The 24,628-nt window shown below is 68.7% G+C and carries 20 protein-coding genes and 1 pseudogene; 14 read left to right on the forward strand and 7 right to left on the reverse strand.

The window, feature by feature from the left end:
* Positions 1–193, forward strand: a pseudogene (locus A5705_RS28045) (hypothetical protein); the annotation flags it as partial.
* Positions 194–292: 99 nt separating this feature from the next.
* Here the strand turns inward: A5705_RS28045 and A5705_RS05475 are convergent.
* From A5705_RS05475 to A5705_RS05490, 4 genes are all read right to left on the reverse strand, one after another.
* Positions 293–1,060: a metal ABC transporter permease gene (locus A5705_RS05475; protein WP_068276004.1), complete on the reverse strand. Its 768-nt coding sequence runs from the start codon at positions 1,058–1,060 to the stop codon at positions 293–295.
* Entirely contained in the window at positions 1,057–1,893 is an 837-nt protein-coding gene (locus A5705_RS05480; RefSeq protein ID WP_068276007.1) for a metal ABC transporter ATP-binding protein, read from the reverse strand. The genes A5705_RS05475 and A5705_RS05480 overlap by 4 nt, the downstream gene beginning before the upstream one ends.
* Positions 1,890–2,804, reverse strand: a complete 915-nt coding sequence (locus A5705_RS05485; protein WP_231982369.1) for a metal ABC transporter solute-binding protein, Zn/Mn family — start codon at positions 2,802–2,804, stop codon at positions 1,890–1,892. Before A5705_RS05485 ends, A5705_RS05480 begins: the two co-directional genes overlap by 4 nt.
* A 183-nt stretch (positions 2,805–2,987) precedes the next feature.
* Entirely contained in the window at positions 2,988–3,401 is a 414-nt protein-coding gene (locus A5705_RS05490; RefSeq protein WP_082956314.1) for a Fur family transcriptional regulator, read from the reverse strand.
* Positions 3,402–3,988: 587 nt separating this feature from the next.
* Here A5705_RS05490 and A5705_RS05495 point away from each other — a divergent pair.
* The 12 genes from A5705_RS05495 to eccE all read left to right on the forward strand — a co-directional run bounded on the left by A5705_RS05495 (position 3,989) and on the right by eccE (position 20,385).
* The gene (locus A5705_RS05495; protein ID WP_068276010.1) at positions 3,989–5,509 is read left to right on the forward strand and encodes a PPE domain-containing protein; all 1,521 of its coding nucleotides are present in this window, start codon (positions 3,989–3,991) and stop codon (positions 5,507–5,509) included.
* 219 nt (positions 5,510–5,728) lie between these two features.
* Positions 5,729–7,582, forward strand: coding sequence for a type VII secretion AAA-ATPase EccA (gene eccA, locus A5705_RS05500; protein ID WP_068276014.1), 1,854 nt, complete (start codon positions 5,729–5,731; stop codon positions 7,580–7,582).
* Positions 7,579–9,192: a type VII secretion protein EccB gene (eccB, locus tag A5705_RS05505; RefSeq protein ID WP_068276017.1), complete on the forward strand. Its 1,614-nt coding sequence runs from the start codon at positions 7,579–7,581 to the stop codon at positions 9,190–9,192. Before eccA ends, eccB begins: the two co-directional genes overlap by 4 nt.
* Entirely contained in the window at positions 9,189–13,157 is a 3,969-nt protein-coding gene (gene eccCa, locus A5705_RS05510; protein WP_068276020.1) for a type VII secretion protein EccCa, read from the forward strand. Before eccB ends, eccCa begins: the two co-directional genes overlap by 4 nt.
* A gap of 31 nt (positions 13,158–13,188) precedes the next feature.
* Positions 13,189–13,494, forward strand: coding sequence for a PE family protein (locus A5705_RS05515; protein WP_068276021.1), 306 nt, complete (start codon positions 13,189–13,191; stop codon positions 13,492–13,494).
* Between the two features lie 3 nt (positions 13,495–13,497).
* Entirely contained in the window at positions 13,498–14,982 is a 1,485-nt protein-coding gene (locus tag A5705_RS05520; protein ID WP_068276025.1) for a PPE family protein, read from the forward strand.
* 39 nt (positions 14,983–15,021) lie between these two features.
* A complete protein-coding gene (gene esxG / locus A5705_RS05525; protein WP_068276027.1) occupies positions 15,022–15,315 on the forward strand; it encodes a type VII secretion system protein EsxG in 294 nt (97 codons plus the stop codon).
* Between the two features lie 30 nt (positions 15,316–15,345).
* Positions 15,346–15,636: a WXG100 family type VII secretion target gene (locus A5705_RS05530; protein WP_068276031.1), complete on the forward strand. Its 291-nt coding sequence runs from the start codon at positions 15,346–15,348 to the stop codon at positions 15,634–15,636.
* 20 nt (positions 15,637–15,656) lie between these two features.
* Positions 15,657–16,526 (forward strand): ESX secretion-associated protein EspG, encoded by an 870-nt coding sequence (locus A5705_RS05535; protein WP_068276034.1) that lies wholly within the window; start codon positions 15,657–15,659, stop codon positions 16,524–16,526.
* A gap of 81 nt (positions 16,527–16,607) precedes the next feature.
* Positions 16,608–18,014, forward strand: coding sequence for a type VII secretion integral membrane protein EccD (eccD, locus tag A5705_RS05540; RefSeq protein WP_156763043.1), 1,407 nt, complete (start codon positions 16,608–16,610; stop codon positions 18,012–18,014).
* Positions 18,011–19,408 carry a type VII secretion-associated serine protease mycosin gene (gene mycP / locus A5705_RS05545; protein ID WP_068276040.1) on the forward strand — a complete coding sequence of 466 codons (1,398 nt, stop codon included), beginning with the start codon at positions 18,011–18,013 and terminating at the stop codon, positions 19,406–19,408. Before eccD ends, mycP begins: the two co-directional genes overlap by 4 nt.
* Positions 19,405–20,385: a type VII secretion protein EccE gene (gene eccE, locus A5705_RS05550; protein ID WP_082956315.1), complete on the forward strand. Its 981-nt coding sequence runs from the start codon at positions 19,405–19,407 to the stop codon at positions 20,383–20,385. The genes mycP and eccE overlap by 4 nt, the downstream gene beginning before the upstream one ends.
* A gap of 18 nt (positions 20,386–20,403) precedes the next feature.
* Here eccE and A5705_RS05555 read toward each other — a convergent pair whose 3' ends face one another.
* A complete protein-coding gene (locus tag A5705_RS05555; protein WP_068276077.1) occupies positions 20,404–21,597 on the reverse strand; it encodes a S9 family peptidase in 1,194 nt (397 codons plus the stop codon).
* Between the two features lie 103 nt (positions 21,598–21,700).
* On the opposite strand from A5705_RS05555, the gene A5705_RS05560 reads away from it, so the two are divergent.
* The gene (locus tag A5705_RS05560; RefSeq protein WP_068276043.1) at positions 21,701–22,486 is read left to right on the forward strand and encodes a trans-aconitate 2-methyltransferase; all 786 of its coding nucleotides are present in this window, start codon (positions 21,701–21,703) and stop codon (positions 22,484–22,486) included.
* Between the two features lie 7 nt (positions 22,487–22,493).
* On the opposite strand, the gene A5705_RS05565 is transcribed toward A5705_RS05560, so the two are convergent.
* Together A5705_RS05565 and bluB are read right to left on the reverse strand one after the other, a co-directional pair.
* Positions 22,494–23,867 (reverse strand): sulfatase, encoded by a 1,374-nt coding sequence (locus tag A5705_RS05565; RefSeq protein ID WP_068276046.1) that lies wholly within the window; start codon positions 23,865–23,867, stop codon positions 22,494–22,496.
* A gap of 72 nt (positions 23,868–23,939) precedes the next feature.
* Entirely contained in the window at positions 23,940–24,605 is a 666-nt protein-coding gene (gene bluB / locus A5705_RS05570) for a 5,6-dimethylbenzimidazole synthase (RefSeq protein ID WP_067882056.1), read from the reverse strand.
* Between the last annotated feature and the right edge of the window lie 23 nt (positions 24,606–24,628).

Below are 24,628 nucleotides of genomic sequence, written 5' to 3' on the forward strand. Positions count from 1 at the left end.
GATCGCCGCCGACGGCGGACTGCTGCTGGGTCTCCTCAAGCCGCATGTCAAAGCGAGCGTTTTCATCAGCGCGATCAGCTTCGCGATTTATGCCGTGGTCCGGCTGGCCGGTCCGGGCTTCCGCCAGGCCGTCGCCGGTCGCCGCGCGGCCAAGTGGATGGCTTCCAGCCGTGGCGAGCTCGCGAGCAAGTAACGCTTGCCAGCGAGCCGGCTGGCACCGCGCCGCGCGCGTGGCCGGGCGATCACCGCGTCGGTTCGGTGATCAGCTCCATCGTTAGTTCGCCGGGCAGGCTCATGCCTTGATCGCGCTGATGAAAACGCTCGCTTTGACATGCGGCTTGAGGAGACCCAGCAGCAGTCCGCCGTCGGCGGCGATCAACGCAAAGGCGATAGACAAGGCGATCAGCACCGGTGTGCGGGCGGTGAGCCGGGCGGCCGCGGCCGCCGGCGTGATCGCCAGGCTCAGAACCAGCAGCGTGCCGACGATCTGCGCGGCTTCGGTGACCGTCAGCGCCAGCAGGTAGACGAACAGCAGCCCGACCAATCGGGTCGGAACCCCCCGTGCGAGTGCGACGTCGGGATCGACGGACGCGAACAGCAACGGGCGGTACAGCAGCGTCATCGTCATCAGCACGGCGATCGCGACGATGATGAGAAGGTTGATCTGGCTTCGACTGACGCCGAAGAGCTGACCGAACAGGATGTTGGTGGCGGCCGTGGCGAAGCCCGTGTAGAGGGAAAGCAGGTACACGCCCACCCCCAGCCCGAAGGCCAGGATCACCCCGATCGCGGAGTTGCGCTCGCGGGGACGATCACCCAGCAACCCGATGGCGGTGGCCACGACCAGCGATCCCAGCAGCGCACCCAGGACGGGGTTGTTCGCGACGAGCAGGCCTGCCGCGGCGCCGGTGAACGCCAGTTCGGCGGCGCCGTGCACCGCGAACGCGAGGTCGCGGATGATGACGAACGGACCGATCAGCCCCGCGGTCACGGCCACCAGGGTCGCCGCGATCAGGGCGTTCTGAACAAACGTGTCACTCAGATAGTCCGACAGCGTCACAGCGCGAGCACCGCGTCGTCATGATGGCCGCCGACCCGCACCGCGTCGTGTGCCGCGACGATGACGATCCGCCCGTGTACCCGCAGCACCTCGACGCTGGTCTGGTACAGCTCCGAGAGCTTCGCACTGGTGAGCACCTCGTCAGGGGTCCCGATCGCCCAACGGGTGCCCACTAGGTAGAGCACCCGGTCGACGACCTTGAGGATCGGGTTGATCTCGTGGGTCACGAACACCACGGCGATGTCGGACGCGTGGCGCTGTCGGTCGAGGCTGTCTACGACCTCACCTTGATATCTGATGTCAAGCGACAACAGCGGTTCATCACACAGCAACAGCTTCGGGTTCCCGACGAGGGCCTGGGCGATTCGCAGGCGTTGCTGCTCTCCGCCGGAGCACCGCCCGATCGGGGCGTCGGCGAAGCTGGACGCCCCGACGGCGTCGACCGCAGCCTCGACGCGGCTCCGACGTGCCGCGCTGGGCAGCCCGATTCCCCATCGGTGCCCGTCAACGCCGAGCCGGACCAGATCGGTCCCGCGGATCGGCAGGTCACGGTCGAAGCCCCGGTGTTGCGGGATGTAGCCGATCGTGTGGTTGCCGCGCCGGGGCGGGGCACCGCACACTCGTGCCGATCCCGACGATAGAGCCGTCAATCCGAGTAGCACCTTGATCAACGACGTTTTGCCGCAGCCGTTGGGACCGAGCACGGCGACGAACTCGCCGGGCTCGATGTCGAGATCCACGTTCTGCCATAGCTGCCGCGACCCGAAGGTCAGCCCGGCGGCACGCAGCTCGACGATCGGCGCCGCTGGTTTACGGTCGGGGGAGCTTGTCATCTGGCCACTTCACCTAGCGCCGTGGCGATTTCGTTGACCTGCCGCAGTTGCCAGGCCTGAAAGTTCGGGTCGCTGGGCGGCAGTGTCTCGGTCACACCCACAATCGGCACGCCGCTTTGCTGGGCCAGCGTCTTCACCGCGTCGGTAGCCGGGCTGGTGACCTGGGCGTTGTACAGCAGGAGCTTGATCGCCCTGGATTTGACCGCCGTGTTCATCGCCGAGTTGTCGGCGGGGCTGGGGTCGTTGCCGTCCTCGATGGCCTGGGCGAAGGAGGCGGGCGTGGCCACTTTCAACCCGGCGGCGTCCAAGACGTAGCCCGGCACCCGCTCGGTGTAGCCGACTGGCGCGCCGGCGTATTTCGATTTGATGTTCGCGATCGCAGCATTGATGGGTGCCAGGCTATCGCTGAAGGTCTTGGCGTTGGCCGTGAAGGCGGCCGCATCTGCCGGGTCGAGCGCGCCCAGCTGCGCGGCGATCGCCGAGCTCACCGCCGGGACCTTCGCGGTGTCGTACCAGATGTGCGGGTTGGCGCTGGGACCTGAAATCTGCATCAGGTCGGCCGCGGTGAGGACCTTGCGATTCGGGTCGGGCGACGCGGACAGCAGCTTGCCCATGAAATCGTCGTAGCCCAGACCGTTGACGATAACGAGCTGGGCCTTGCTCACCGCCGCCGCTGTTCTCGCGTCCGACTCATACAGGTGCGGGTCCGCGCTAGGGTCACTGATCACCGAGGTGACGTTCACATGACTGCCCCCGATCTGCTTGGCGATGTCGCCCCAGAAGTTCTCCGCGGCGACCACGTCGACCGGATGCGTGCCTGTCGTCGAAGGCGATCGCGACGTTGAATTCGAGCCGCAACCGGTCACCGCCAAGGCAAGGGTCGACAGCATTGCGGCGATCAGGACCGCCACGCGACGACGGGTTCGGGCAGTCACAGCAACTCCTGATCGGCCAGCCAGCAGGGTGAAATGATAATGATTGTCGTTAGCATAAAGCGCAGGGCGCGTTTTCGCACGCACAAAGCATCCGGCGCCTTTGCGTGGCCATACCGAGCCGGCTGCTCGATACCCACGGGGACATCGCGACTGACCCGGTCAATCGTCAAGGCATCGAGGGCAGGTCCCGTACAGGTCGATGTGATGGGCAACGTCGGCGTAGTGGTGCTTGGCGGTTAGCTCGCTGGTGTGCTTTTCCAGGGAGGTGGGGACGAACGCCACCGCATCGCCGCAGCGCCGGCACAACAGGTAGTGCCGGTGCTCGGAGTCGGTGCGCAGACGGTAGAGAACCTCGCCGTCCTCGGCGCGTTGCGTTTCGGCGATGCGCTCCTCGGCCAAGGCGTGCAGGATGCGGTAGACGGTGGTCAGCGCGATGCGGGTCGCTCGCTGCTGACGGACCTCGAAATAGAGCTGTTGGGCGCTGCGGAAATTGTTGCTCCTGCTCAGCGCGTCCAGGACGGCTTGTCGTTTGGCGGTGATTCGACGTCGCGGTCCTGCCGGTTGCGCGGCCATGGTCTGCGCTCCTTACCGTCGATTCCGATCAGACTCGCCGGAGCGCCCCGCTGTCGTTGTGACCGCACCAGCAGGCCGCCGGGAAAAGCTAGCCACCATCAACGACGAACCCTTTCAACCGAAGCCCGGTGAATAAAAATGATAATCGTTGTCAATGCATGGGGCGATGGCGCTGAGCGATCGGCGCTGCACACGTGTGGCGCGTGAGACGAGGGATCTCGATGCGTGGGCAAGTCTTTGCGGACGCCGGTCTGCTCGAACGTGCCATTGAGGAGCCGGCGCAGCCTCGCCTGACGTGGTAATGCGCCGCAGCCCAGGTCCGCCGCAAGGGGTTGAAGCAGCCAGGCCGCCGACGGCTCGATGGTGACCCTCTTCGGCGTCGTGGTGCTTGGCGTCCACAGTATGGCGAGGGCGGCCGAACCGCTTCATTCGATCCCTCGCGCGGTTGTCGCTGAAGAATCTGCCATGACCGGGCCGCGGGCGGGAACTTTTGCCGGCCGCCGGCCGACTAATGGCTGCATGCTCGCCACGCCGCCGACAGCCCTGGCGATCGTTAAAAGTCCACCCGATCGTTAAGGAGTGGTTGCATGACCGCGCCGGTGTGGATGGCCTCGCCACCCGAGGTTCATTCCGCCTTGCTGAGCAGCGGTCCCGGCCCGGGCAGCTTGCTGGCCGCCGCTGAGTCGTGGAATTCGCTGAGTGCGACCTATGCCTCAGTCGCGGAAGAGCTCAGCGCGATCGTGGCAGCGGTGCAGGCCGGGGCGTGGGAAGGGCCAAGCGCGGAGCGTTACGTCGCCGCGCACGTGCCATATGTGGGATGGCTGGCGCAGGCCAGTGCCAACAGCGCGGAGGTGGCCGTCCAGCACGAGACCGCGGCCGCCGCATACACCGCCGCACTGGCCGCGATGCCGACCTTGCCGGAGCTGGCCGCCAATCATGCGATCCACGGGGTATTGCTGGCCACGAACTTCTTCGGGATCAACACGATTCCCATCGCCCTCAACGAGGCCGATTACGTGCGGATGTGGATCCAGGCGGCCACCTCAATGGCTACTTATCACGCGGTCTCCACGACGGCGATGGCATCTGCGCCGCAGACCACGGCGGCGCCCCAAATCCTGAACCCCGCCGCAAGCTCCGACAGCGGCGACAGCGGTCTGCAGGACATCGTCGACAATGATGCAGGCGATCCAACACAGCTGAGTTGGTGGATAAATCGATTCCTCGAAGTCCCGCAGACATTGTGGCGGGACGCACTGGAGTTCCCGCAGAACCCCTCCCTCGCGATACAGCAGGTGCAGGCCGACATCCCGGCGCTGATCGCGGACGAGACCACCCACGTGGGCGAAGTTTTGAGCACATTCCCGCAATTACAGGAGATTGTGCCGCTTGCGCTCGTTGTGTCCGCCGCCGGCGTTGGGTCTTTGGGCGGCCTCGCGGGCATCAGCGGTCTCGCCGGAATTCAGCCCCAAGCGGTTCCGGTGGCGGCCGCACCGATGCCACAGACACCAGGCCTGCCCATTACCAGTAGCCCACCGGCGATCAGCGCCGCCGCGGCCCCGGGTCCCGCCCCGTCGTCGGCTCCGGTTTCGGCTCCCGCGCCCGCGCCGGCGACCGCACCGGCGCCGGGAGCACCACCGCCGCCACCCGCCGGCATCGAGGCAGGCGCCTTTCCTTACCTGGTGGGCGGCCCGAGCATGGGGGCCGGTACGGGGATGAGCACCAGCGCACCGCGCAAGGCGCGGGAGCCCGACAGTGCCGCCGCAGTCGCGGCGGCGGGAGCCTCGGCGCGGGAGAGGGAACGGGCGCGCCGACGCCGCCGCGCGCGACTGCGCGGCCACGGCAACGAGTACATGGACATGAATTTCGACGTACTCCCTCACTGGGACGGCCCGGGGGATGCGGAGCCGGCCGCGGCTACTGTCGCGTCCGTTCAGGGGGCGGGGCCCCTGGGCTTTGCCGGGACGGCGCGCAAGGCCGCCGGAGCCGCGGGGCTGGCCACGCTGGCCGGCGACGAATTCGGCGGCGGGCCGTCGCTCCCGATGGTGCCGCGCACCTGGCAGGCCGACGAGCGGGAGCCCGGCGAGGGGGAGACGACGGCGGAGTAACCACGCTTTGCTAATGACAACGATTTTCAGTAAGCTGCGCTGCTTAGTGGATGTTGTCCCGGAACGGGACCCATGGCCAACCGAAACATCCTGATCAGCGCGCCGGAAACGGGAGCCGAGTCGTGAATCGATGGAGTGCGAGCACCTCGACAGTTAGCTTATGCAATGCTAACTTCAGGCGGGTCAAGTTAGGGGACACTATGTTCGGGAGAAGCGGCCATGGAACGCGGTGACACCGGCGTGCTCGCAGCGAAATCCCCCACTTCTCGCGTAGACGGCAGGGTCGACGACGACGTCGTCAGCAGGTTCGCCACGTGTTGCCGCGCGCTCGGCATCGTCGTCTACGAACGCCAGCGGCCGGCCGACCTGGCCGCGGCCCGCTCGGGGTTCACCGCGCTGACCCGTATCGCCCACGACCAGTGCGACGCCTGGACCGGCCTGGCCGCCGCGGGTGACGTGTCCCTCCGGGTGCTCACGGCCATTTCGAGCACCGCGGCGACGGCGGGCGTGTTGCAGCGCCGGGTGGAATTGGCACCGGGAGCCTTGGGTTTTCGCTACGACACCGGCCTGTACCTGAAGTTTCGCGCCACCAGCCCGGACGATTTCCACCTCGCCTATGCGTCGGCCCTGGCGACCGCCGGAGAGTTCGCCAGGGCCGACGAGATCGTCACAGGCCTCACCGAGCGCCGCCCGAGCTGGCGCGAGGCGCGGTGGGTCGCCGTCGTCATCAACTACCGCGCCGAGCGCTGGTCGGACGTGGTGAAGCTGCTGACCCCGATCGTCAACGATTCCGACCTCGATGACGCTTTCGCCCACGCGGCCAAGGTCACCATGGGCATCGCGCTGGCACGGCTGGGCATGTTCGCCCCGGCGCTGTCGTACCTCGAGGAGCCCGAAGGCCCGGTCACGGTGGCCGCGGTCGACGGCGCGCTGGCCAAGGGCCTGGTGCTGCGCGCGCACGTCGACGAGGAGTCGGCGAGCGAGGTGCTGCAGGACCTCTACGCCGCCCATCCCGAGAACGAGCAGGTCGAACACGCCCTGTCCGACACCAGTTTCGGGTTTGTGACCACCACCGCGGATCGCATCGCGGCGCGCACGGACCCGTGGGACCCCAACACCGAGCCGAGTCCCGGTGACTTCGTCGACCCCGGAGCCCAGGAGCGCAAGCACGTGCTGCTCGCGGAGGCCGAACGCGAGCTCGATGAGTTCATCGGCTTGGAGCAGGTCAAGGACCAGGTGGCCCGGCTCAAGAGTGCGGTGGCCATGGAGCTGGTGCGCAAGGCGCGCGGCTTGGAGGTGGCGCAGCGCACCCACCACCTGGTGTTCACGGGGCCGCCGGGCACGGGTAAGACCACCATCGCGCGCGTCATTGCGAAAATCTATTGCGGCCTTGGGCTTTTGAAGAAGGAGAACATCCGAGAGGTGCACCGCGCCGACCTGATCGGCCAGCACATCGGCGAGACCGAGGCCAAGACCAACGCGGTCATCGACAGCGCACTGGACGGGGTGCTGTTCCTCGACGAGGCCTACGCGTTGGTGGCCACCGGCGCCAAGAACGACTTCGGCCTCGTGGCGATCGACACCCTGCTGGCCCGGATGGAGAACGACCGGGATCGGTTGGTGGTGATCATCGCCGGGTACCGGACCGACCTGGACAAGTTCCTCGACACCAACCAAGGCCTGCGGTCGCGGTTCACCCGCAGCATCGACTTTCCGTCGTACAAACCGGCCGAGCTCATCGAGATCGCGAACTTCATGGCCCACAAGCGCGACAGCGCTTTCGATCAGGCCGCGCTCGAGCATCTCGAGGCGTTGTTCACGCACCTGGCCGAAACCTCGAAGCCCGATTTCAATGGGGTCGAACGCCGCGGCCTGGACATCGCGGGCAACGGCCGGTTCGTCCGCAACGTGGTCGAAAAGGCCGAGGAGGAACGCGAATTCCGGTTGGACCACTCCGCGCACGCCGAAACCGGCGAGTTCACCGACGAGGAACTGATAACGATCACCGACCAGGACGTGCAATATTCGGTTGAACCGTTGCTGCGAGGCTTGGGCCTCGAGGTGCCGGCATGACGAGCAACAAGCACGAGCAGGACGGCGAATGGGTGGCGGACCGTCGTTCGTTTTCCTCGCGCACCCCGGTCAACGAAAATCCCGACCAGGTGGTCTACCGCCGGGGATTCGTCACCCGGCACCAGGTGACCGGCTGGCGTTTCGTGATGCGCCGGATCGCCTCCGGTATCGCCCTGCACGACACCAGGATGCTCGTCGACCCCCTGCGCACCCAGTCGCGCGCGGTGCTGATGGGAGTGCTCATCCTGATCACCGGCCTGGCGGGCTGCTTCGTGTTCTCCCTGATCCGGCCCAGCGGGTCGGCGGGTAACAATGCGGTGCTCGCCGACCGATCCACCGACGCGCTGTATGTGCGGGTTGGCGACGATCTGCACCCGGTGCTCAACCTGACCTCCGCGCGGCTGATCGTCGGTCGCCCGGTCAACCCGACCACGGTGAAAAGCAGTGAGCTGGACCGTTTCCCGCGCGGCAACCTGATCGGCATCCCGGGCGCACCCGAGCGCATGGTGCAGAACAGCTCACACGACGCGAACTGGACGGTGTGTGACGCCGTCACCGGGACCACCCACGCCGCCCATAGCACGGGCGTCACGGTGATCGCGGGTACGCCCGACGGCGACGGCGCGCGGGCGGCCGCAATTCACGCCAACCAGGGGATCCTGGTCGATAACGGCGGCAGCACGTGGCTGCTGTGGGGCGGCAAGCGCAGCCCAATCGACCTGGCCAACCACGCCGTCACCAACGCGCTTGGCTTGGGCGTGGGAAATTCTGACGTGCCCGCGCCCCGGCCCATCGCGCAAGGGCTGTTCAACGCGATACCCGAATCCCCGGCGCTGACGGCGCCGCCGATCCCCAACGCCGGTAACCCACCGAACTTTTCGGTGCCCGCACCGATCGGCGGGGTGGTGGTCTCCTTCGGCCTGGAGCAGAACTCGTCGGGCAGCGCGCGGTACTACGCGGTGTTGCCGGACGGTTTGCAGCCCATTTCGCCGGTGCTCGCAGCGATCCTGCGCAACACCAATTCCTACGGCCTGGACCAGCCGCCGCGACTCGGCGCCGACCAGGTGGCCAAGCTGCCGGTGTCGCGCACGCTGGACACCGCCCGCTACCCGGACCAGGAGGTCGCCCCGATCGACGCCGCCAAAGAACCCGTCACGTGTGCCTACTGGAGCAAACCCGCCGGGGCGGCCACCAGCTCACTGAGCCTGCTGTCCGGCTCGGTGCTGCCGGTGCCCGAGTCGATCCACACCGTCGACCTGGTCGGCGCCGCCCCGGGAATGGCCAGCCGCGTCGCCCTGCCGGCCGGCACCGGATACTTCACCCAGACCGTGAGCGGCGGTCCGTCGTCGCCGGGCGTCGGATCCTTGTTCTGGGTATCTGACACCGGGGTGCGCTACGGCATCGACAACGAGTCCGACACCGGTGGAAAGGCCAAAACCGTTGAGGCCCTTGGCCTCAGCGACCCCGCAGTTCCCATCCCGTGGTCCATGTTGTCGCTCTTCGCGAGCGGCCCGACGCTGTCGCGCGCCGACGCGCTGCTGGCACACGACGGTCTGGCGCCCGACGCCAGGCCCGGTCGCCCCGCGTCGGCCCAAGGAGGGTCCCGATGAGCCGTCTGATCTTCGAAGCCCGGCGCCGCTTGGCGCCGCCGAGCACCCGTAAAGGCGCGATCAACATCGAGGCGCCTCCCGAGCTGCCCCGGGCGATCCCGCCGTCGCTGTTGCGGCGTGCGCTGCCGGTCGTGATCGTCATGCTCATCGTGGGCATGATCGTCGCGCTGTTCGCGACCGGGATGCGGGTGATCTCTCCGCAGACGCTGTTCTTCCCGTTCGTGCTGCTGTTGGCGGCCACCGCGCTTTATCGCGGCACCGGCAACAAGATGCGCACCGAGGAGGTCGACGCCGAGCGGGCCGACTACCTGCGTTACCTGTCGGTGGTCCGGGACAACATTCGGACCCAGGCCGCCCAGCAGCGCGCGGCCGCGCAATGGTCGCATCCCGACCCGAGCGAACTGGCGACGGTGCCCGGCTCCCGCCGTCAGTGGGAGCGTGACCCGCACGACCCGGACTTCATGGTGCTGCGGGCCGGCCGGCACGACGCACCCCTCGACATCGCTCTGCGGGTCACCGACACAGCGGACGAGATCGACCTGGAACCGGTGTCGCACAGTGCATTACGCAGCCTGCTCGACACCCACCGCATCGTGCGGGACGTGCCGACCGGAATCGACCTGACAAAGGTTTCGCGCATCACCGTCCTGGGCGCGGCGGACGAGGTGCGGGCGGCGTTGCGGGCCTGGGTCGCGCAGGCGGTGACCTGGCACGACCCGACGGTGCTTGGCGTGGCGCTGGCCACCCGCGAGCTGGAGAGCCCCGACTGGTCGTGGCTGAAATGGTTGCCGCACGTCGACATTCCCGGTGAGCTTGACGGCGTCGGCCTGGCTCGCTTCCTGGCGAGCGACCCCGACGAATTGCTCGCCCTGCTGGATCCGGCGCTGCGCGACCGCCCCGCGTTCACCGGCGGGCCGGACGACGGGCTGCGGCACCTGCTGATCGTCGTCGACGATCCGGACTATGACTTGAACGCGTCCGCACTGGCGGTGGGTCGGGCGGGCGTCACCATCGTGCACCGTTCCGCCACACCGCCGCACCGCGAGCAGTATCCGGATCCGGAAAATCCGATCCTGCGCATCGCGCACGGCGCCCTCCAGCGCTGGCAGACCGGCGGTTGGCAGCCCTACATCGACAGCGCGGATCAACTCGGTGCCGACGAGGCCGCCCATCTGGCCCGCCAGCTCTCCCGCTGGGACTCGAACCCGACCCACACCGGGTTACGCTCGGCCGCGACGCGCGGCGCCAGCTTTACCACGCTGCTGGGCATTCCGGACGCGTCACAGCTCGACGTGCCGACGCTATGGGCGCCGCGCCGCCGAGACGACGAGTTGCGCGTGCCGATCGGTGTCACCGCGACCGGGGAGCCGCTGATCTTCGACCTCAAGGACGAAGCCGAGGGCGGGATGGGTCCGCACGGCCTGATGATCGGCATGACCGGCTCCGGCAAGTCGCAGACCCTGATGTCGATCCTGTTGTCGCTGTTGACGACTCATTCAGCCGACCGGCTCATCGTCATCTACGCCGACTTCAAGGGCGAGGCCGGCGCCGACAGTTTCCGGAATTTCCCGCAGGTTGTCGCGGTGATCTCGAATATGGCCGAGAAGAAATCGCTGGCCGACCGGTTCGCCGACACGCTGCGCGGCGAGGTGGCGCGCCGCGAGACGCTGCTGCGCGAGGCCGGTCGCCGCGTTCAGGGCAGCGCGTTCAACTCGGTGACCGAGTACGAGAACGCGATCGCGGCCGGACATGACCTGCCGCCGATCCCGACGCTGTTCGTGGTCGCCGACGAGTTCACGCTGATGTTGGCCGATTACCCGGAATACGCCGAGCTGTTCGACTACGTGGCCCGCAAGGGCCGCTCGTTCCGCATCCACATCCTGTTCGCCTCGCAGACCCTGGATGTGGGCAAGATCAAGGACATCGACAAGAACACCTCCTACCGCATCGGGCTGAAGGTGGCCAGTCCCAGTGTTTCCCGCCAGATCATCGGCGTGGAGGACGCGTACCACATCGAATCGGGCAAAGAGCACAAGGGCGAGGGCTTCTTGGTGCCCGCCCCGGGCGCGGCCCCGATCAAGTTCCGCAGCACCTACGTCGACGGCATCTACGACCCGCCCCGTGCGGCCAAAGTGCTTGTGATGCACTCTATTCCCGAGCCGAAGCCATTCACCGCCAGCAGGGTGGAGCCGGATCAGGCAACGGTGATATCCGGCGGTGACGATGAGGACACGGCCGGACCGCCGCGCAAGCTGATCGCGACCATCGGCGACCAGCTGGCGCGCTACGGCCCGCGGGCTCCGGAGCTGTGGCTGCCGCCGCTCGACGAGCCGATCCCGTTGACCGCGGTGCTGGCCCGCGCCGGCATGCCGCAACGGCAGTGGCGCTGGCCGCTCGGCGAGATCGACAAACCCTTCGAGATGCGCCGCGACCCGCTGGTGTTCGACGCCACCTCGTCGGCCGGCAACATGGTGATCCACGGCGGCCCCAAGTCCGGGAAATCGACCGCGCTGCAGACCTTCATGATGTCGGCCGCCAGCCTGCACTCGCCGAGCGAGGTCACGTTCTACTGCCTGGACTACGGCGGCGGGCAGCTGCGGGCGCTGCAGGATCTGGCGCATGTCGGAAGTGTCGCGTCGGCGCTGGAACCCGAACGCATCCGCCGCACCTTCGGCGAGCTGGAGCAGCTGCTGCTGTCCCGGCAGCGGCGAGAGGCGTTCCGGGACAGGCACCGTTCGGCCCCCGACGACGGCTTCGGCGAGGTGTTCCTGATCATCGACAACCTCTACGCGTTCGGCCGTGACAACACCGATCAGTTCAACACCCGAAACCCACTGCTGGCCAAGGTAACCGAACTGGTCAACGTGGGGCTGGCCTACGGCATCCACGTCGTCATCACCACCCCCAGCTGGCTCGAGGTGCCATTGGCGATGCGCGACGGCCTGGGACTGCGACTCGAGCTCAAGCTGCACGACGCGCGGGACAGCAATGTGCGGGTGGTCGGCGCCCTGCGCCGACCCGCGGATGCCGTGCCGCACGACCAGCCCGGCCGCGGGTTGACCATGGCCGCCGAGCATTTCCTGTTCGCGGCACCCGAGCTGGACCAGATCGGCGCCATCAACGCCCGCTACCCGGGCGTGGCCGCGCCACCCGTGCGGCTGCTTCCCACCCACCTCGCCCCCGAGGCGGTGGAACCGCTCTATCGGGGTCGCGAGCAAGTGGTCATCGGGCAGCGCGAGGAGGACCTCGCACCGGTCGTCCTCGACTTCGCCGACAACCCGTTGTTGATGGTGTTCGGCGACAGCAAATCTGGCAAGACCACGCTGCTGCGCCACCTCATCCGTACTGTCCGGGAGAACTCCACGGCGGACCAGGTGGCCTTCACGGTGCTGGATCGGCGGCTACACCTGGTCGACGAGCCGCTGTTCCCCGACAACGAATACACCGCCAACATCGACCGCATCGTCCCGGCCATGCTCGGGCTCGCGAATCTGATCGAATCGAGGCGCCCGCCGGTGGGCCTGTCCCCGGCCGAGTTGTCCCGCTGGACCTACCGGGGCCACACCCATTACCTGATCATCGATGACGTCGATCAGATACCGGACACCCCGGCGATGAGCGGCCCGTACGTCGGCCAGCGGCCGTGGACTCCGCTGCTCGGGATTCTCTCCCAGGCAGCCGATTTGGGTCTGCGGGTCATCGTCACGGCGCGCGCCAGCGGGTCGGCGCACGCGTTGATGACGAGCCCGTTGTTGCGCCGCTTCAACGACTTGCAGGCGACCACGTTGATGCTTGCCGGCAATCCGCAAGACGGCGGCAAGATCCGCGGCCAGCGATTCAGCCGGTTGCCTGCCGGACGGGCAGTCCTGTTGGGCGACAGCGACAGTCCGACGTACGTGCAGTTGGTCAACCCGTTCGTGGGTGCAACCGTGGCCGGCGGCGCCGACGATGGTTTCGCCCACTGATGGTTAACGAAACGCAACTTAAGGAGGGGCAATGACGTTGCGAGTGGTTCCCGAGGGTCTGGCCGCGACCAGTGCGGCCGTGGAGGGGCTGACGGCTCGGCTGGCGGCTGCGCACGCGGCGGCGGCGCCGGCGATCACCGCGGTGGTGCCGCCGGCGGCGGATCCCGTGTCGCTGCAGACGGCCGCCGGTTTCAGCGCTCAGGGTCAGGAGCACGCCGCCGTGGCCGCCCAGGGCGTCGAAGAACTGGGGCGCGCCGGTGTGGGCGTCGGTCAATCCGGCGCAAGCTATCTCGCCGGTGACACCGCGGCCGCCGCGACGTGGGGCACGGGCGTCTGAGATATGAGCTCGCCCATCTGGATGGCTTCGCCGCCGGAAGTGCATTCGGCGTCGCTGAGCGCTGGTCCGGGACCGGGGTCGCTGTTGGCGGCCGCCGGCGCGTGGACCGCGCTCAGCGCCGAATACGCCTCGGCGGCGGCCGAACTCGGTGGGCTTGTGGCGGCGGTGCAGGCGGGGGCGTGGCAGGGTCCGAGCGCCGAGCGATACTCGACGGCTCACGCGCCCTATCTGGCGTGGTTGCAGCAAGCCAGCGCCGACAGCGCCCGCGTGGCGGCACAGCACGAGGTCGCGGCGGCGGCCTACACCGGCGCGCTGGCGGCGATGCCTACACTGCCCGAACTGGTCGCCAACCACGTCATTCACGCAGTGCTTCTCGCGACGAATTTCTTTGGGATCAATACGATTCCCATCGCGCTGAACGAGGCCGACTATGTGCGAATGTGGGTGCAGGCCGCCACCGCGATGAGCACCTATCAGGCGGCCTCGGGTGCCGCGCTGGCCTCCGCACCTCGCACCACCCCGGCGCCGACGATCGTGAATCCGGGCTCAGCGGTGCAGAGCAACCCGGTGTCGGGGCTTGCGCAACTGCTGCAATCCTTCCTGAACTTCTACGAGGACGGGGCCGCCCAGTTCTCGGCGTTGCTGCAGAATCCGGTCGGGACGTTGCAGCAGATCATCACCGCGTTCGCGACGAATCCTGTTGCGGCGCTGGTGGCCTACGCGCCGCTGCTTTTCTTCGGCGCCTACGAGGTGATCTCGCCCATCGCCACATACGGCCCCATGCTGATGGCGCTATCGCTGGGGGTGAGCTTGAGCCTCAGCTCGGTGGCCTTACCGCTCGGCGAGATCGCGCCGGTCGCCGCGGGAACCCCCGTCGTCGGAGCGCCGCTGGCGCTTGCGTCCACCGCGCCGTCGCGGTGGCCCGTGGCCGGCATGGCTCCCACCGTGGCGACGCCCACGGCGGCTGCCCCCACGTCCGCGCCCGCCGCGGGTGCCGGGGCCGCCGCCGCGCCCGCCGCGGCGGCAACAACCGGGGGTTTCGCCTACGTGGTGGCTTGCGGCGATGACCCGGGGGCCGAATCCGGGCCGACGTTGGGTGGCCGGGGCGGGGTCCGGGCGCCGGCCGCCACCATTCCGGCCGCAGCTGCGGCAGCGACGAGCCGGACGGAAGGGCGGGCACGGCGCCGCCGGCGGGCCGCAATGCGCGACCACGCCGACGAATTCGTGGATATGGACGCCGACACGGGTGACGGGTCCTACCGCGGCGACTCGGAGCGGCTGGTCTCGGTAATGGCTTCCCGGAACGGAGCCGGGACGCTGGGGTTCGCGGGGACCGGGCACAAAACCGCCGCCGCTCGGGCGGCCGGGTTGACCATGCTGGGCGGTGATGAGTGCGGCGGCCCGCCGGTGCCGATGGTGCCCGGCACCTGGGATCGGCACGAGTCAGAGGGAGGGGGAGACGAGGATTCGCCACACGCAAGTCGGTAATCGAAATCCGAAGGGAATTCCGAAGGGAGACAGATCATCATGAGTTTGTTGGATGCGCATATTCCGCAGTTGGTGGCCGCGCAGTCGGCGTTTGGTGCCAAGGCGGGGGTGATGCGGAGCACGATTGGTCAGGCCGAGCAGGAGGCGGTGTCGGCGCAGGCGTTTCATCAGGGTGAGTCGTCGGTGGCGTTTCAGGCTGCCCATGCCCGGTTTGTGGAGGCCGCGGCGCGGATCAATGCGTTGTTGGATATCGCGCAGGCGAATTTGGGGGATGCCGCGGGTACTTATGTGGCCGCTGATGCTGCGGCGGCGTCGGGTTACACCGGGTTTTGAGTCGGCGGGGTTTTCGGGAAGGGGTTTGTGATGTCGCAGATTATGTACAACTATCCGGCGATGTTGGGTCATGCCGCGGATATGTCGGGTTATGCGGGCACGTTGCATGCGTTGGGCGCTGATATCGCCAGTGAGCAGGCGACGCTGTCGAATGCCTGGCAGGGTGATACCGGGATGACCTATCAGGTCTGGCAGGCCCAGTGGAATCAGGCGATGGAGTCGTTGGTGCGGGCTTATCAGGCGATGTCCGCCACCCATGAGGCCAACACCACCGCCATGCTCGCCCGCGACACGGCCGAAGCCGCCAAATGGGGCGGCTGATCAGCGTCTCGATGACTTGAATGAACTCAGCACCCAACGCCGTCGAGCTGACGGTCGATCAGGCGTGGTTCATCGCGGAAACCATTGGGGCCGGCAGCTTCCCGTGGGTACTCGCGATCACCCCGCCCTATTCCGACACCGCGCAGCGTAAAGCGTTCCTCGAAGGGCAGCAGGCCGACCTGATCCGGATGGGTCTGGTGTCGGACGACGGTGTCGTCAACTCGGCGGTCGCCGACTGGATCAGGGTGGTGTGCTTTCCGGACCGGTGGCTCGACCTGCGATACGTGGGGCCCGCCAACGCCACCGGCTCGGCGGAGCTGCTGCGCGGCGTGGTCGCGCAGCGCGGCGGTGCAACGGCTAAGACCGTCGTGGCGTTGCGCAGCGCGCAGCTGATCACCTTCACCGCCATGAACATCGACGACCCTCGGGCGCTGGTTCCGGTCCTCGGTGTCGGCCTGGCGCAGCGGGCGCCGGCGCGATTCGACGACTTCAGCATGCCGATGCGCGTCGGGGCACGCGCCGACGAACGGCTGCGGTCCGGCGCTTCCCTATCGGAAGTCCTTGACTACCTGGGTATCCCGAAATCGGCACGACCGGTGGTGGAGTCGGTGTTCACCGGCCTGCGCAGCTATGTCGAAATCGTCGCCGGCTGCCGACGGGACGGGCGGCACTCGACCACCGAGGTCGGGATGAGCATCGTCGACACCACCGCGGGCCGGGTGCTGGTCAGCCCGTCCCGCGCGTTCGACGGCGAGTGGGTGTCGACATTCAGCCCAGGGACCCCGATTGCCGTCGCCGTCGCCGTCGAACAACTGACCGCCCTCTTGCCGGACGACAACTGGTTCGCCGGCCAGCGGCTGTACCGAGATTTCTCCGCCCAACACGCATAACCATCGAGATAGAGAAGAGAGAACCATGTCCCAGGAACGGACCGAGCATTCTTCGAGGGCCCGGTGACGTCCGGCGCCGTCATGCCGATCGTCCGGGTGGCTATCCTCGCGAACACCAGGCTGACGGAGATGGCCCTGCCGACCGAGCTACCGCTGCGCGAGATCCTGCCCGCGGTCAAGCGTTTGGCGGGCTCCTCAGCGACGAACGGTGACGCGGAGGACGCCTTCGACACCGGCGCGGCTGCCCACCTGAGCCTGGCGCCCATCGGCGGCGCGCCGTTCAGCCTGGACGCCAGCCTGGACACCGTCGGAGTCGTCGACGGCGACCTGCTGGCGCTGCAGCCCATGCCCGTCGGGCCCGCCGCGCCGGGCATCGTCGAGGACATCGCCGACGCCGCCATGATCTTCTCGACCTCCCGGCTTAGGCCATGGGGCATCGCCGATATCCGGCTCGGGGCGCTGGCCGCGGCGATCGTCGTGGCATTCCTGGCGACGGGGCTGGGAGTCAGCTACCGGGTCGCCACCGGCGCGCCGTCCGGGCTGGTCGCGGTCGGCGTGATCGCCGCGCTCACCGCCCTCGCCGGCTTGCTGGTCACGCCGCGTTCGGTGCGCACGGGGATGGCGCTGTCGGTTGCGGCGCTGGTGCCGATCGCGGCCGCCCTGGCGCTGGCGGTGCCCGGCAAATTCGGGTCCGCCCAACTGATGCTGGCCGCGGCCGGCGTCACCGCGTGGTCGCTCATCGCCTTGATGGTTCCCGGGCCGCAGCGTGAACGTGTCGTCGGTGTGTTCACCACGACCGCGGTGACCGGAGCCGGCGTGTTGCTGGCCGCTGGCACCGAATTGCTTTGGCAAGTACCGGTTTTGAGCATCGGGTGCGGGTTGATCACCGCGGCGCTGCTGGTCACCGTCGAGGCGGCCCAGCTGTCCGCCCTGTGGGCGCGCTTCCCGCTGCCGGTCATCCCGGCGCCCGGCGATCCCACCCCGTCGGCGCCGTCACTGCGCGTGCTCGAGGACCTGCCGCGGCGGGTGCGGATCGGCGACGCCCATCAGAGCGGATTCATCGCCGGCGCCGTGCTGCTCAGCGTCCTGGGTTCGGTGGCGATCGCGCTGCGCCCCGAGGCATTGGCGAGCGCGGGCTGGTACGTGGTCGCGGCGACCGCGGCGGCGTCCGTCCTGCGCGCCCGGGTGTGGGATTCGGCCGCCTGCAAGGCCTGGCTGCTCGCTCAGCCGTACCTGGTGGCGGGTGTCCTCCTGGTGCTCTACACGGCGACGGGGCGTTACCCTGCCGCCCTGGGCGCGGCCGTGGTGCTCGTCGCGCTGTCCTTGGTGTGGGTGGTGGTGGCGCTGAACCCGGGCATCGCCTCGCCGGAAAGCTATTCGCTTCCGCTGCGGCGGCTGGTGGGCTTCGTCGCGGCCGGCCTCGACGCCTCGCTGATTCCCGTGATGGCCTACCTGGTCGGTCTGTTCGCCTGGGTGCTCAATCGATGATGAGGGCCGGATTCGCCTGCGCCACGGCCGCTTTGGCGGCCATGATGTGGACCTGTCCGGCTGCGATCGCCATCGACCAGCCGAAGGTGGACCCGGGCGTGGCACCGCCTAGCGGGACCCCGGGGCCCGGGCAGCCGATGGAACAGCGCGGCCCGTGCAGCACCTCCGGAGTCATCCCGGGCAGCGACCCGGCGGCGGTGACGCCCAGCCAGGCGATGCTCAATCTTCCTGCGGCGTGGCAGTTTTCCCGCGGCGAAGGCCAACTGGTGGCGGTCATCGACACGGGGGTCCGGCCGAGCCAGCGGCTGCCCAACGTCGACCCCGGCGGCGACTTCGTCGAGACGACCGACGGCCTGACCGACTGCGACGGGCACGGCACCCTGGTGGCCGGCATCATCGCCGGCCAGCCCGGTGACGACGGGTTCTCCGGGGTGGCGCCCGGGGCGCGGGTGCTGTCGATCAGGATGACGTCCGCGAAGTTCTCGCCGCGCACGCCGGGCGGAGATCCGCTACTGGCCAGGGCATCCCTCGACGTCGCGACGCTGGCGCGGGCGATCGTGCACGCGGCCGACCTCGGCGCCCGGGTGATCAACGTCTCCGCCATCACCTGCGTGCCCGCCGACCGGACGGTCGACCAGGCCGCGCTCGGGGCGGCGATCCGCTACGCGGCGGTGGACAAGGACGCGGTGCTGGTGGCCGCCGCGGGCAACACCGGACCGGCCGGATCCGTCGCCTCGGGAACGGCGTGTGACTCCAACCCGCTCACCGACCTCGGGCGGCCGGACGACCCGCGGAACTGGGCCGGCGTCACGTCGGTCTCCGTCCCGTCGTGGTGGCAGCCCTACGTGCTGTCGACGGGGTCGCTGACGCCGGACGCCCAGCCCTCGAAATTCACCATGGCCGGGCCGTGGGTGGGCGTCGCGGCGCCCGGCGAAAACATCGTGTCGGTGAGCAACCGCGACGGCGGCGGCCTTGCCGGTCTTGCCAATGGCCTGCCCGACGAGCACCAGCACCTGGTCGCCCTGAGCGGCACCAGCTACGCGGCCGGCTACGTGTCGGGCGTCGCGGCGCTGGTGCGCGGCAAGTATCCGCAACTGACCGCGGCGCAGGTGGTCCAGCGCATCACCGCGACCGCGCACAACGGGGCCCGGGCGCCGTCCAACCTCGTCGGCGCCGGTGCCGTGGACCCGGTGGCCGCGCTGACGTGGGACCTGCCTACCGGCAACCATCCCGATCCGGGCGCGGTGAGGCCCGTCGCCGTTCCGCCCGCGCCCACCCCCACGGACACCACACCGCGGACGGTCGCGTTCGCCGGAACCGCCGCGCTCGCCTTGGTCGTGGCGGCCGCCGCCGCGATCACCGCCATCGTCCGAAAGAAGGAGACCACCCCGTGAGCAGCTCGATACCGATTCCGGGCCGGGGCAGAATCACGCTGGCGCTGCTGGCCGTCGTGCCCGCCGTGCTGGCGTACCCCTGGCGATCGCCGCGCGACTACTGGGTACTCGGCGTCGCGGCGGCCGTCGTGATCGTGTTGTTCGCGTGGTGGCACGGCCTTTACCTCACCACGATCCTGCGCCGCCGCCTGGCGATGTCGCGCCGCAGCAGCGGGTTCGTACCCGAATCGGGCTCTGCCACGGCAGTAACCGCCCTGCTGCGCCTCGGGCCGCCGCTCGGCGACTCCGATGTGCTCCCGCTGCCGCTGATCGCGGAGTACCTGGACCGCTACGGCATCCGCGCCGACAAGATCCGAATCACCAGCCGCGACAACACATCCGACGCGTCGAGGCGCCAGACCTGGATCGGGCTCACGGTGTCGGCGGTCGACAACCTGGCGGCGCTGCAGGCGCGCTCGTCGCGGATCCCGCTGGCCGAGACGGCCCAGGTGGCCGCGCGCCGGCTGGCCGACCACCTCCGCGAGACCGGCTGGGACGCCGGCAGCGTCGCGCCCGACGATGTCCCGCGGCTGCTGGCGCCGAACGCGCGCGAGACCTGGCGGGGTGTGCAGCGCGGCGACTCGGATTACGTTGCGGCTTATCAGGTCCGCGTCGACGACGGATTGGCCGACACGCTGGAGGCGATCCGGTCGCACCCGGTGCGCGAGACCTGCACGGCGCTGGAGATCGCCGGCGACAAGGCGCACCGCACCGTCGCGGCAGCCTGTGCGTTTCTCACCGACACGCCCCCCGCGGCGCGGGCGCCGCTGCCCGGGCTCATCCCGCAACGGGGAAATCACCGGCCCGCGCTGGCGGCGCTGGATCTGTCGTCCACGCAACGGCTTGACGGGCACGCCGGAGAACCCGCCGGCCTCCTGGAGCGGCTGGACTGGCCCACGCCCGCGGCCGGCGCGCACCGGGCACCGCTGGCCTCGTGAGTCGTCAGCTCCGACGCTCTAGAACATGACCCCGCGCAAAAACTCCGTCATCCGCCGCAGGTAGTCCAGCTGGCTGACGTGCAGCACGTGGCTGCCGGGAAACCAGTGCAGCGCACAGCGATTCCAGTGCTCCCACAGCGTGACCGCCTGCCCCGGCGGGGCCATCCGGTCACCGAGGCCGGTGATGATCATCCGGCGGTCCTTGGGCAGGAGCGGCCGGTAGTTCAGCGGGGAGTGATACGACAGCCCGGCGATGAGCTCGTCGCGGCTGATCCCGGACATCCGCAGTCCCAGCCCCATGAGCTTGTTGGCCGGGAACCATTCGTCGAACATCGTCGCCGGCGTCACGACCGGGCAGTTGGGAATCACGGCCTCCAGCCGGTCGTCGACCGAAGCCACCAGCGCGGAGGTGTAACCGCCCAGTGAGATCCCGGTCAGCGCGATGCGCTCGACCCCGGTGTGGCGCAGGTAGTCGATGATGGACCGGAAGTCGTGCACGGCCTGCGCCATCGCTTCGGCGAAACCGCTGAGGCCGCCGGCGAAATAGCCGAAACCGCTGAAGGGCGAATACCTTTCGGCTCGCGGGCCGTGAAAGGGCAGGGTATACATCAGGACGTCGTAACCGGACCGGTAGTACCACGGCAGCGTGAAGAACCGCCCGTTGGCCAGGTACGACGACCCCATGAAGCCGTGGATGACGCACAGCGTGGGATGCGGTCCGTCGCCGTGACGCCAGTGTTGGGCGTGCACGATGTTGTTGGCGGACAAGGCACTCCACCGCGTCCGCAAGTCGGGGTTGATCGCCCGGAAGCTGCTGGGGAACGAGATGTTGTCGACGGCGCCGTGTGCGATCCACTCCGCGAGCCGGTTGGCCGGCCGCGACGAGACCGTGGGCACGTCGGTGGGCGCCGGAAACGACTTCGCCGGATCGCGTTCCGCACCGAGCTCGGCGTAGAAGCGCAGGCTGTCGCGTTCGCTGCCGGCGCGCGCGGCCGTGGCGAGCACGGCCGGCGTGACCGTGGTGGTCAGTACCGACGCGACCGCGGTGCGCAGCGCGAGATCGGAGATGGCGGCCGCCTCGACGACCATTCGCTGACGGGGCGACAGCGCGGAGCGCGGCGGCAATCCGGCGGCGCCGGGCGGCACGTCGGCACCGGGCACGTCCGGAACGGGGACCGGGGGATTGACCGGATCCGGGTCGCGCTGCGTCACAAACGCGATGCTATCGCCCACTCGGTCGGCGCCGTGGCCGCATGCGGTAATACGGTTTACCTAATCAGCCCGACCCGTGCTGGTGTTGATCAGGAGGACCGACATGTGGGATCCCGATGTCTATCTGGCCTTTGCTGACCATCGCAGCCGCCCGTTCTACGACCTGGTGTCGCGGGTGGGCGCAAACCAGGCGCGCCGGGTGGTCGACCTGGGCTGCGGCCCGGGCCACCTGACCAAGTACCTGGCCCGGCGCTGGCCGGAAGCCGTGATCGAGGCGGTGGACAGCTCACCGGAGATGGTCGCCGCGGCCAAGGAACGCGGAATCGACGCCACCATCGGCGACTTGCGGGACTGGAAGCCCAAGGCCGACACCGACGTGGTGATCTGCAACGCCGCCCTGCATTGGGTGCCCGAGCACGCCGACCTGCTGGTGCGGTGGGCCGGGCAGCTCGCGCCGGGCTCGTGGATCGGCGTGCAGATGCCCGGCAACTTCGAAACCCCGTCCCATGCCACGGTGCGTACGCTGGCCCGCCGCGAGCCCTACGCAAAACTCATGCGCGACATACCCTTTCGGGTCGGAGCGGTGGTCCAGCCGCCCATGAATTACGCCAATCTGCTGCTCGACGCCGGATGCAAGATCGACGTCTGGGAGAGCACCTACCTGCATCAGCTGACCGGTGCGAACCCGGTGCTGGAATGGATCACCGGCACCGCGCTGGTGCCGGTGCGCGAGCGGCTCGACGACGCGGCGTGGGAGCAGTTTCGCCAGGAGCTCATCCCGCTGCTCGACGACGCGTACCCGCCCCGCGCCGACGGCACGACGATCTTCCCGTTCCGGCGGGTGTTCATCGTCGCCGAGGTCGGCGGCGCCCAGCGCTCCGGCGGCTAGTGGCGGCCTACTCCGCGATGCCACGGTCGGCGGCGATCGCCGACCGGCTGCTCGGCCTAATGCGGTGTATCTGCAGATAGGTCTCGGTGTAACGCAGGGCGATGCGGTAGCCGGCGAACTCCGACGGTATGACGTCGCCGGTGCGCTGACGCCAATCATGCAGGCGCACAGCCAGATCCGCCGCGATCGCCTCGATGTCCGCGTCGGGGCCCGCGTCACCCGTCAGCAGGTTGTCGGTCTCGGTCGGATCGGTTCGCAGATCGTAGAGTTCGCGCTCCGGGCGCGGGCCCGTGATGAACGGAGCCACCGCGTGCCCCGACGGGCTTTCCTGGATGTCCAGCGGCAGGTCGAGAAGCGGACGCGCCGCGTAGTTTTCGATGTAGCTGTAGTCCTTGGTGCGAATCGCACGAATGGGGTCGAACGAATCGTGGTAGGTCTTCATCGTGAACACCTGGTCGCGGACCGCTTCGCCGCGCGGGCCCGGCGCCAGCAGCGCGCCGGCGTGTGACACCCCCTCGACGTCGGCCGGCACATGCACGCCCAGCAGCCCGAGCAGCGTCGGCACCAGATCGACGCCGCTGAACAGCTCGTCGTAGACGTGGGGCGGCACCGCCCGTCTCGCCGGGGGCCGGATGATCATGCCGATGCCGGTTCCGGCGTCGTACAGCGTGGATTTCGCGCGCGGGAACGCCGGCCCGTGATCGGTGAAGAACACCACCCAGGTGCTGTCGTCCAGCCCGGTTTCGGCCAGCGCGTCGAGCAGCCGGCCGACGGCGGTGTCGGCCGTGGTGATGGCGCCGTAGAAGTCGGCGAGGTCGCCGCGAACGTCGGGGGTGTCGGGCAGGTAGTCGGGCGGGTCGACCTGCGCGGCGTCGGCGGGCTCATAGCGGTCGTGCGGGTAGGGCCGGTGCGTCTCGAAGAAGCCCGCGGTCAACAGGAACGGTTGGCCCGCAAGGTTCTCGACGCTGTCCCGCAGCCATTCCTCGGCGCGTTCGACCACGTACTCGCAGTAGGAGTTGGACACGTCGAACTCGTCGAAGCCCAGACGTTTCGGGTAGGACGTCTCGTGTTGCATGCCGAAAAGGGCGGAGTACCAACCCGATTCGGAGAGCATCTGGGGCAGCGTCCGCACACCGCTGCGATACTCCCAGCCGTGGTGGGCCAGTCCGACCAGCCCGTTGCTCTGCGGGTAGCGCCCGGTGAACAGCGATCCGCGCGACGGCGAGCACAGCGGCGCCGTGGCGTGGGCCCGGGTGAACAGGATGCCCTCGTCGGCAAGCCGGTCCAGTCGCGGGCTGGACACGTCCGGGTGGCCGTAGGCACCCAGATATCGCCCCAGGTCGTGCCAGTGCACGATCAGCAGGTTGTCTTTAACCGTCATCTGGCATCTTCGCCCGTCATACCGTCACCTCGACCGGCGACGATACCGCAGGCCGTTTGCGTCCACCGGGCGTTAGGCTCGGCGCGATTCCCACTCGTTCTCGGACACGAACTCCGGCAGTGGCCGTCCATACGCCCACCCGTCGAGCTCCAGGGCCGGCCGGTCGGGGAACTCGGGCACCGGGCCCAGACAGAGGATCGCCACCGGTTCGGCGTCGGCGGGCATCGCCAGCAGCGCGGCCAACCGTTGCGGGTCGAACAGGGAAACCCAGCCCATGCCAAGGCCTTCGGCGCGCGCCGCCAGCCACAGGTTCTGGATTGCGCACGACACCGACGCGAGGTCCATCTGCGGTAACGTCCGCCGGCCGAAGACGTGGCTGTCGCGGTTGTCGCACAGGGCCGCCACGAAAAGCTCGGCGCACTCCAGGATTCCCTCGACCTTGAGCGCCAAGAACTCCTCGGCCCGTTCTCCCAACGCCGCCGCCGTGCGCGGACGCTCTTCGTCGACCAGGGCGTGGATGCGTCGGCGCAGCGAGTCGTCGGTGATCCTGATGAACCGCCATGGCTGCATCAGCCCGACGCTGGGTGCGGCGTGCGCGGCCTGCAACAACCGCGCCAACACCTCCTCGTGGACCACGCCGCCCGGTGAGAACCGGCGCATGTCGCGCCGCTCGGAGATCACCCGATACACGGCCCGCCGCTCCTCGGGGCTGAAGGCCGGTTCGGTCACACCCGCCATCGTAGGAAATCGGCGTTAGCGTG

The organism is Mycobacterium sp. E787 (assembly GCF_001668725.1).
In the GTDB taxonomy this organism is placed as follows: Bacteria; Actinomycetota; Actinomycetes; order Mycobacteriales; family Mycobacteriaceae; genus Mycobacterium.

Excerpts from the sequence above, each read along its gene's own strand:
- A5705_RS05480 (WP_068276007.1), bottom strand. The coding sequence starts at position 1,893 with ATGACAAGCTCCCCCGACCGTAAACCAGCGGCGCCGATCGTCGAGCTG.
- A5705_RS05490 (WP_082956314.1), bottom strand. The coding sequence starts at position 3,401 with ATGGCCGCGCAACCGGCAGGACCGCGACGTCGAATCACCGCCAAACGA.
- A5705_RS05495 (WP_068276010.1), top strand. The coding sequence starts at position 3,989 with ATGACCGCGCCGGTGTGGATGGCCTCGCCACCCGAGGTTCATTCCGCC.
- eccA (WP_068276014.1), top strand. The coding sequence starts at position 5,729 with ATGGAACGCGGTGACACCGGCGTGCTCGCAGCGAAATCCCCCACTTCT.
- eccB (WP_068276017.1), top strand. The coding sequence starts at position 7,579 with ATGACGAGCAACAAGCACGAGCAGGACGGCGAATGGGTGGCGGACCGT.
- eccCa (WP_068276020.1), top strand. The coding sequence starts at position 9,189 with ATGAGCCGTCTGATCTTCGAAGCCCGGCGCCGCTTGGCGCCGCCGAGC.
- A5705_RS05515 (WP_068276021.1), top strand. The coding sequence starts at position 13,189 with ATGACGTTGCGAGTGGTTCCCGAGGGTCTGGCCGCGACCAGTGCGGCC.
- A5705_RS05520 (WP_068276025.1), top strand. The coding sequence starts at position 13,498 with ATGAGCTCGCCCATCTGGATGGCTTCGCCGCCGGAAGTGCATTCGGCG.
- esxG (WP_068276027.1), top strand. The coding sequence starts at position 15,022 with ATGAGTTTGTTGGATGCGCATATTCCGCAGTTGGTGGCCGCGCAGTCG.
- A5705_RS05530 (WP_068276031.1), top strand. The coding sequence starts at position 15,346 with ATGTCGCAGATTATGTACAACTATCCGGCGATGTTGGGTCATGCCGCG.
- A5705_RS05535 (WP_068276034.1), top strand. The coding sequence starts at position 15,657 with ATGAACTCAGCACCCAACGCCGTCGAGCTGACGGTCGATCAGGCGTGG.
- eccD (WP_156763043.1), top strand. The coding sequence starts at position 16,608 with ATGCCGATCGTCCGGGTGGCTATCCTCGCGAACACCAGGCTGACGGAG.
- mycP (WP_068276040.1), top strand. The coding sequence starts at position 18,011 with ATGATGAGGGCCGGATTCGCCTGCGCCACGGCCGCTTTGGCGGCCATG.
- A5705_RS05560 (WP_068276043.1), top strand. The coding sequence starts at position 21,701 with ATGTGGGATCCCGATGTCTATCTGGCCTTTGCTGACCATCGCAGCCGC.
- A5705_RS05565 (WP_068276046.1), bottom strand. The coding sequence starts at position 23,867 with ATGACGGTTAAAGACAACCTGCTGATCGTGCACTGGCACGACCTGGGG.
- bluB (WP_067882056.1), bottom strand. The coding sequence starts at position 24,605 with ATGGCGGGTGTGACCGAACCGGCCTTCAGCCCCGAGGAGCGGCGGGCC.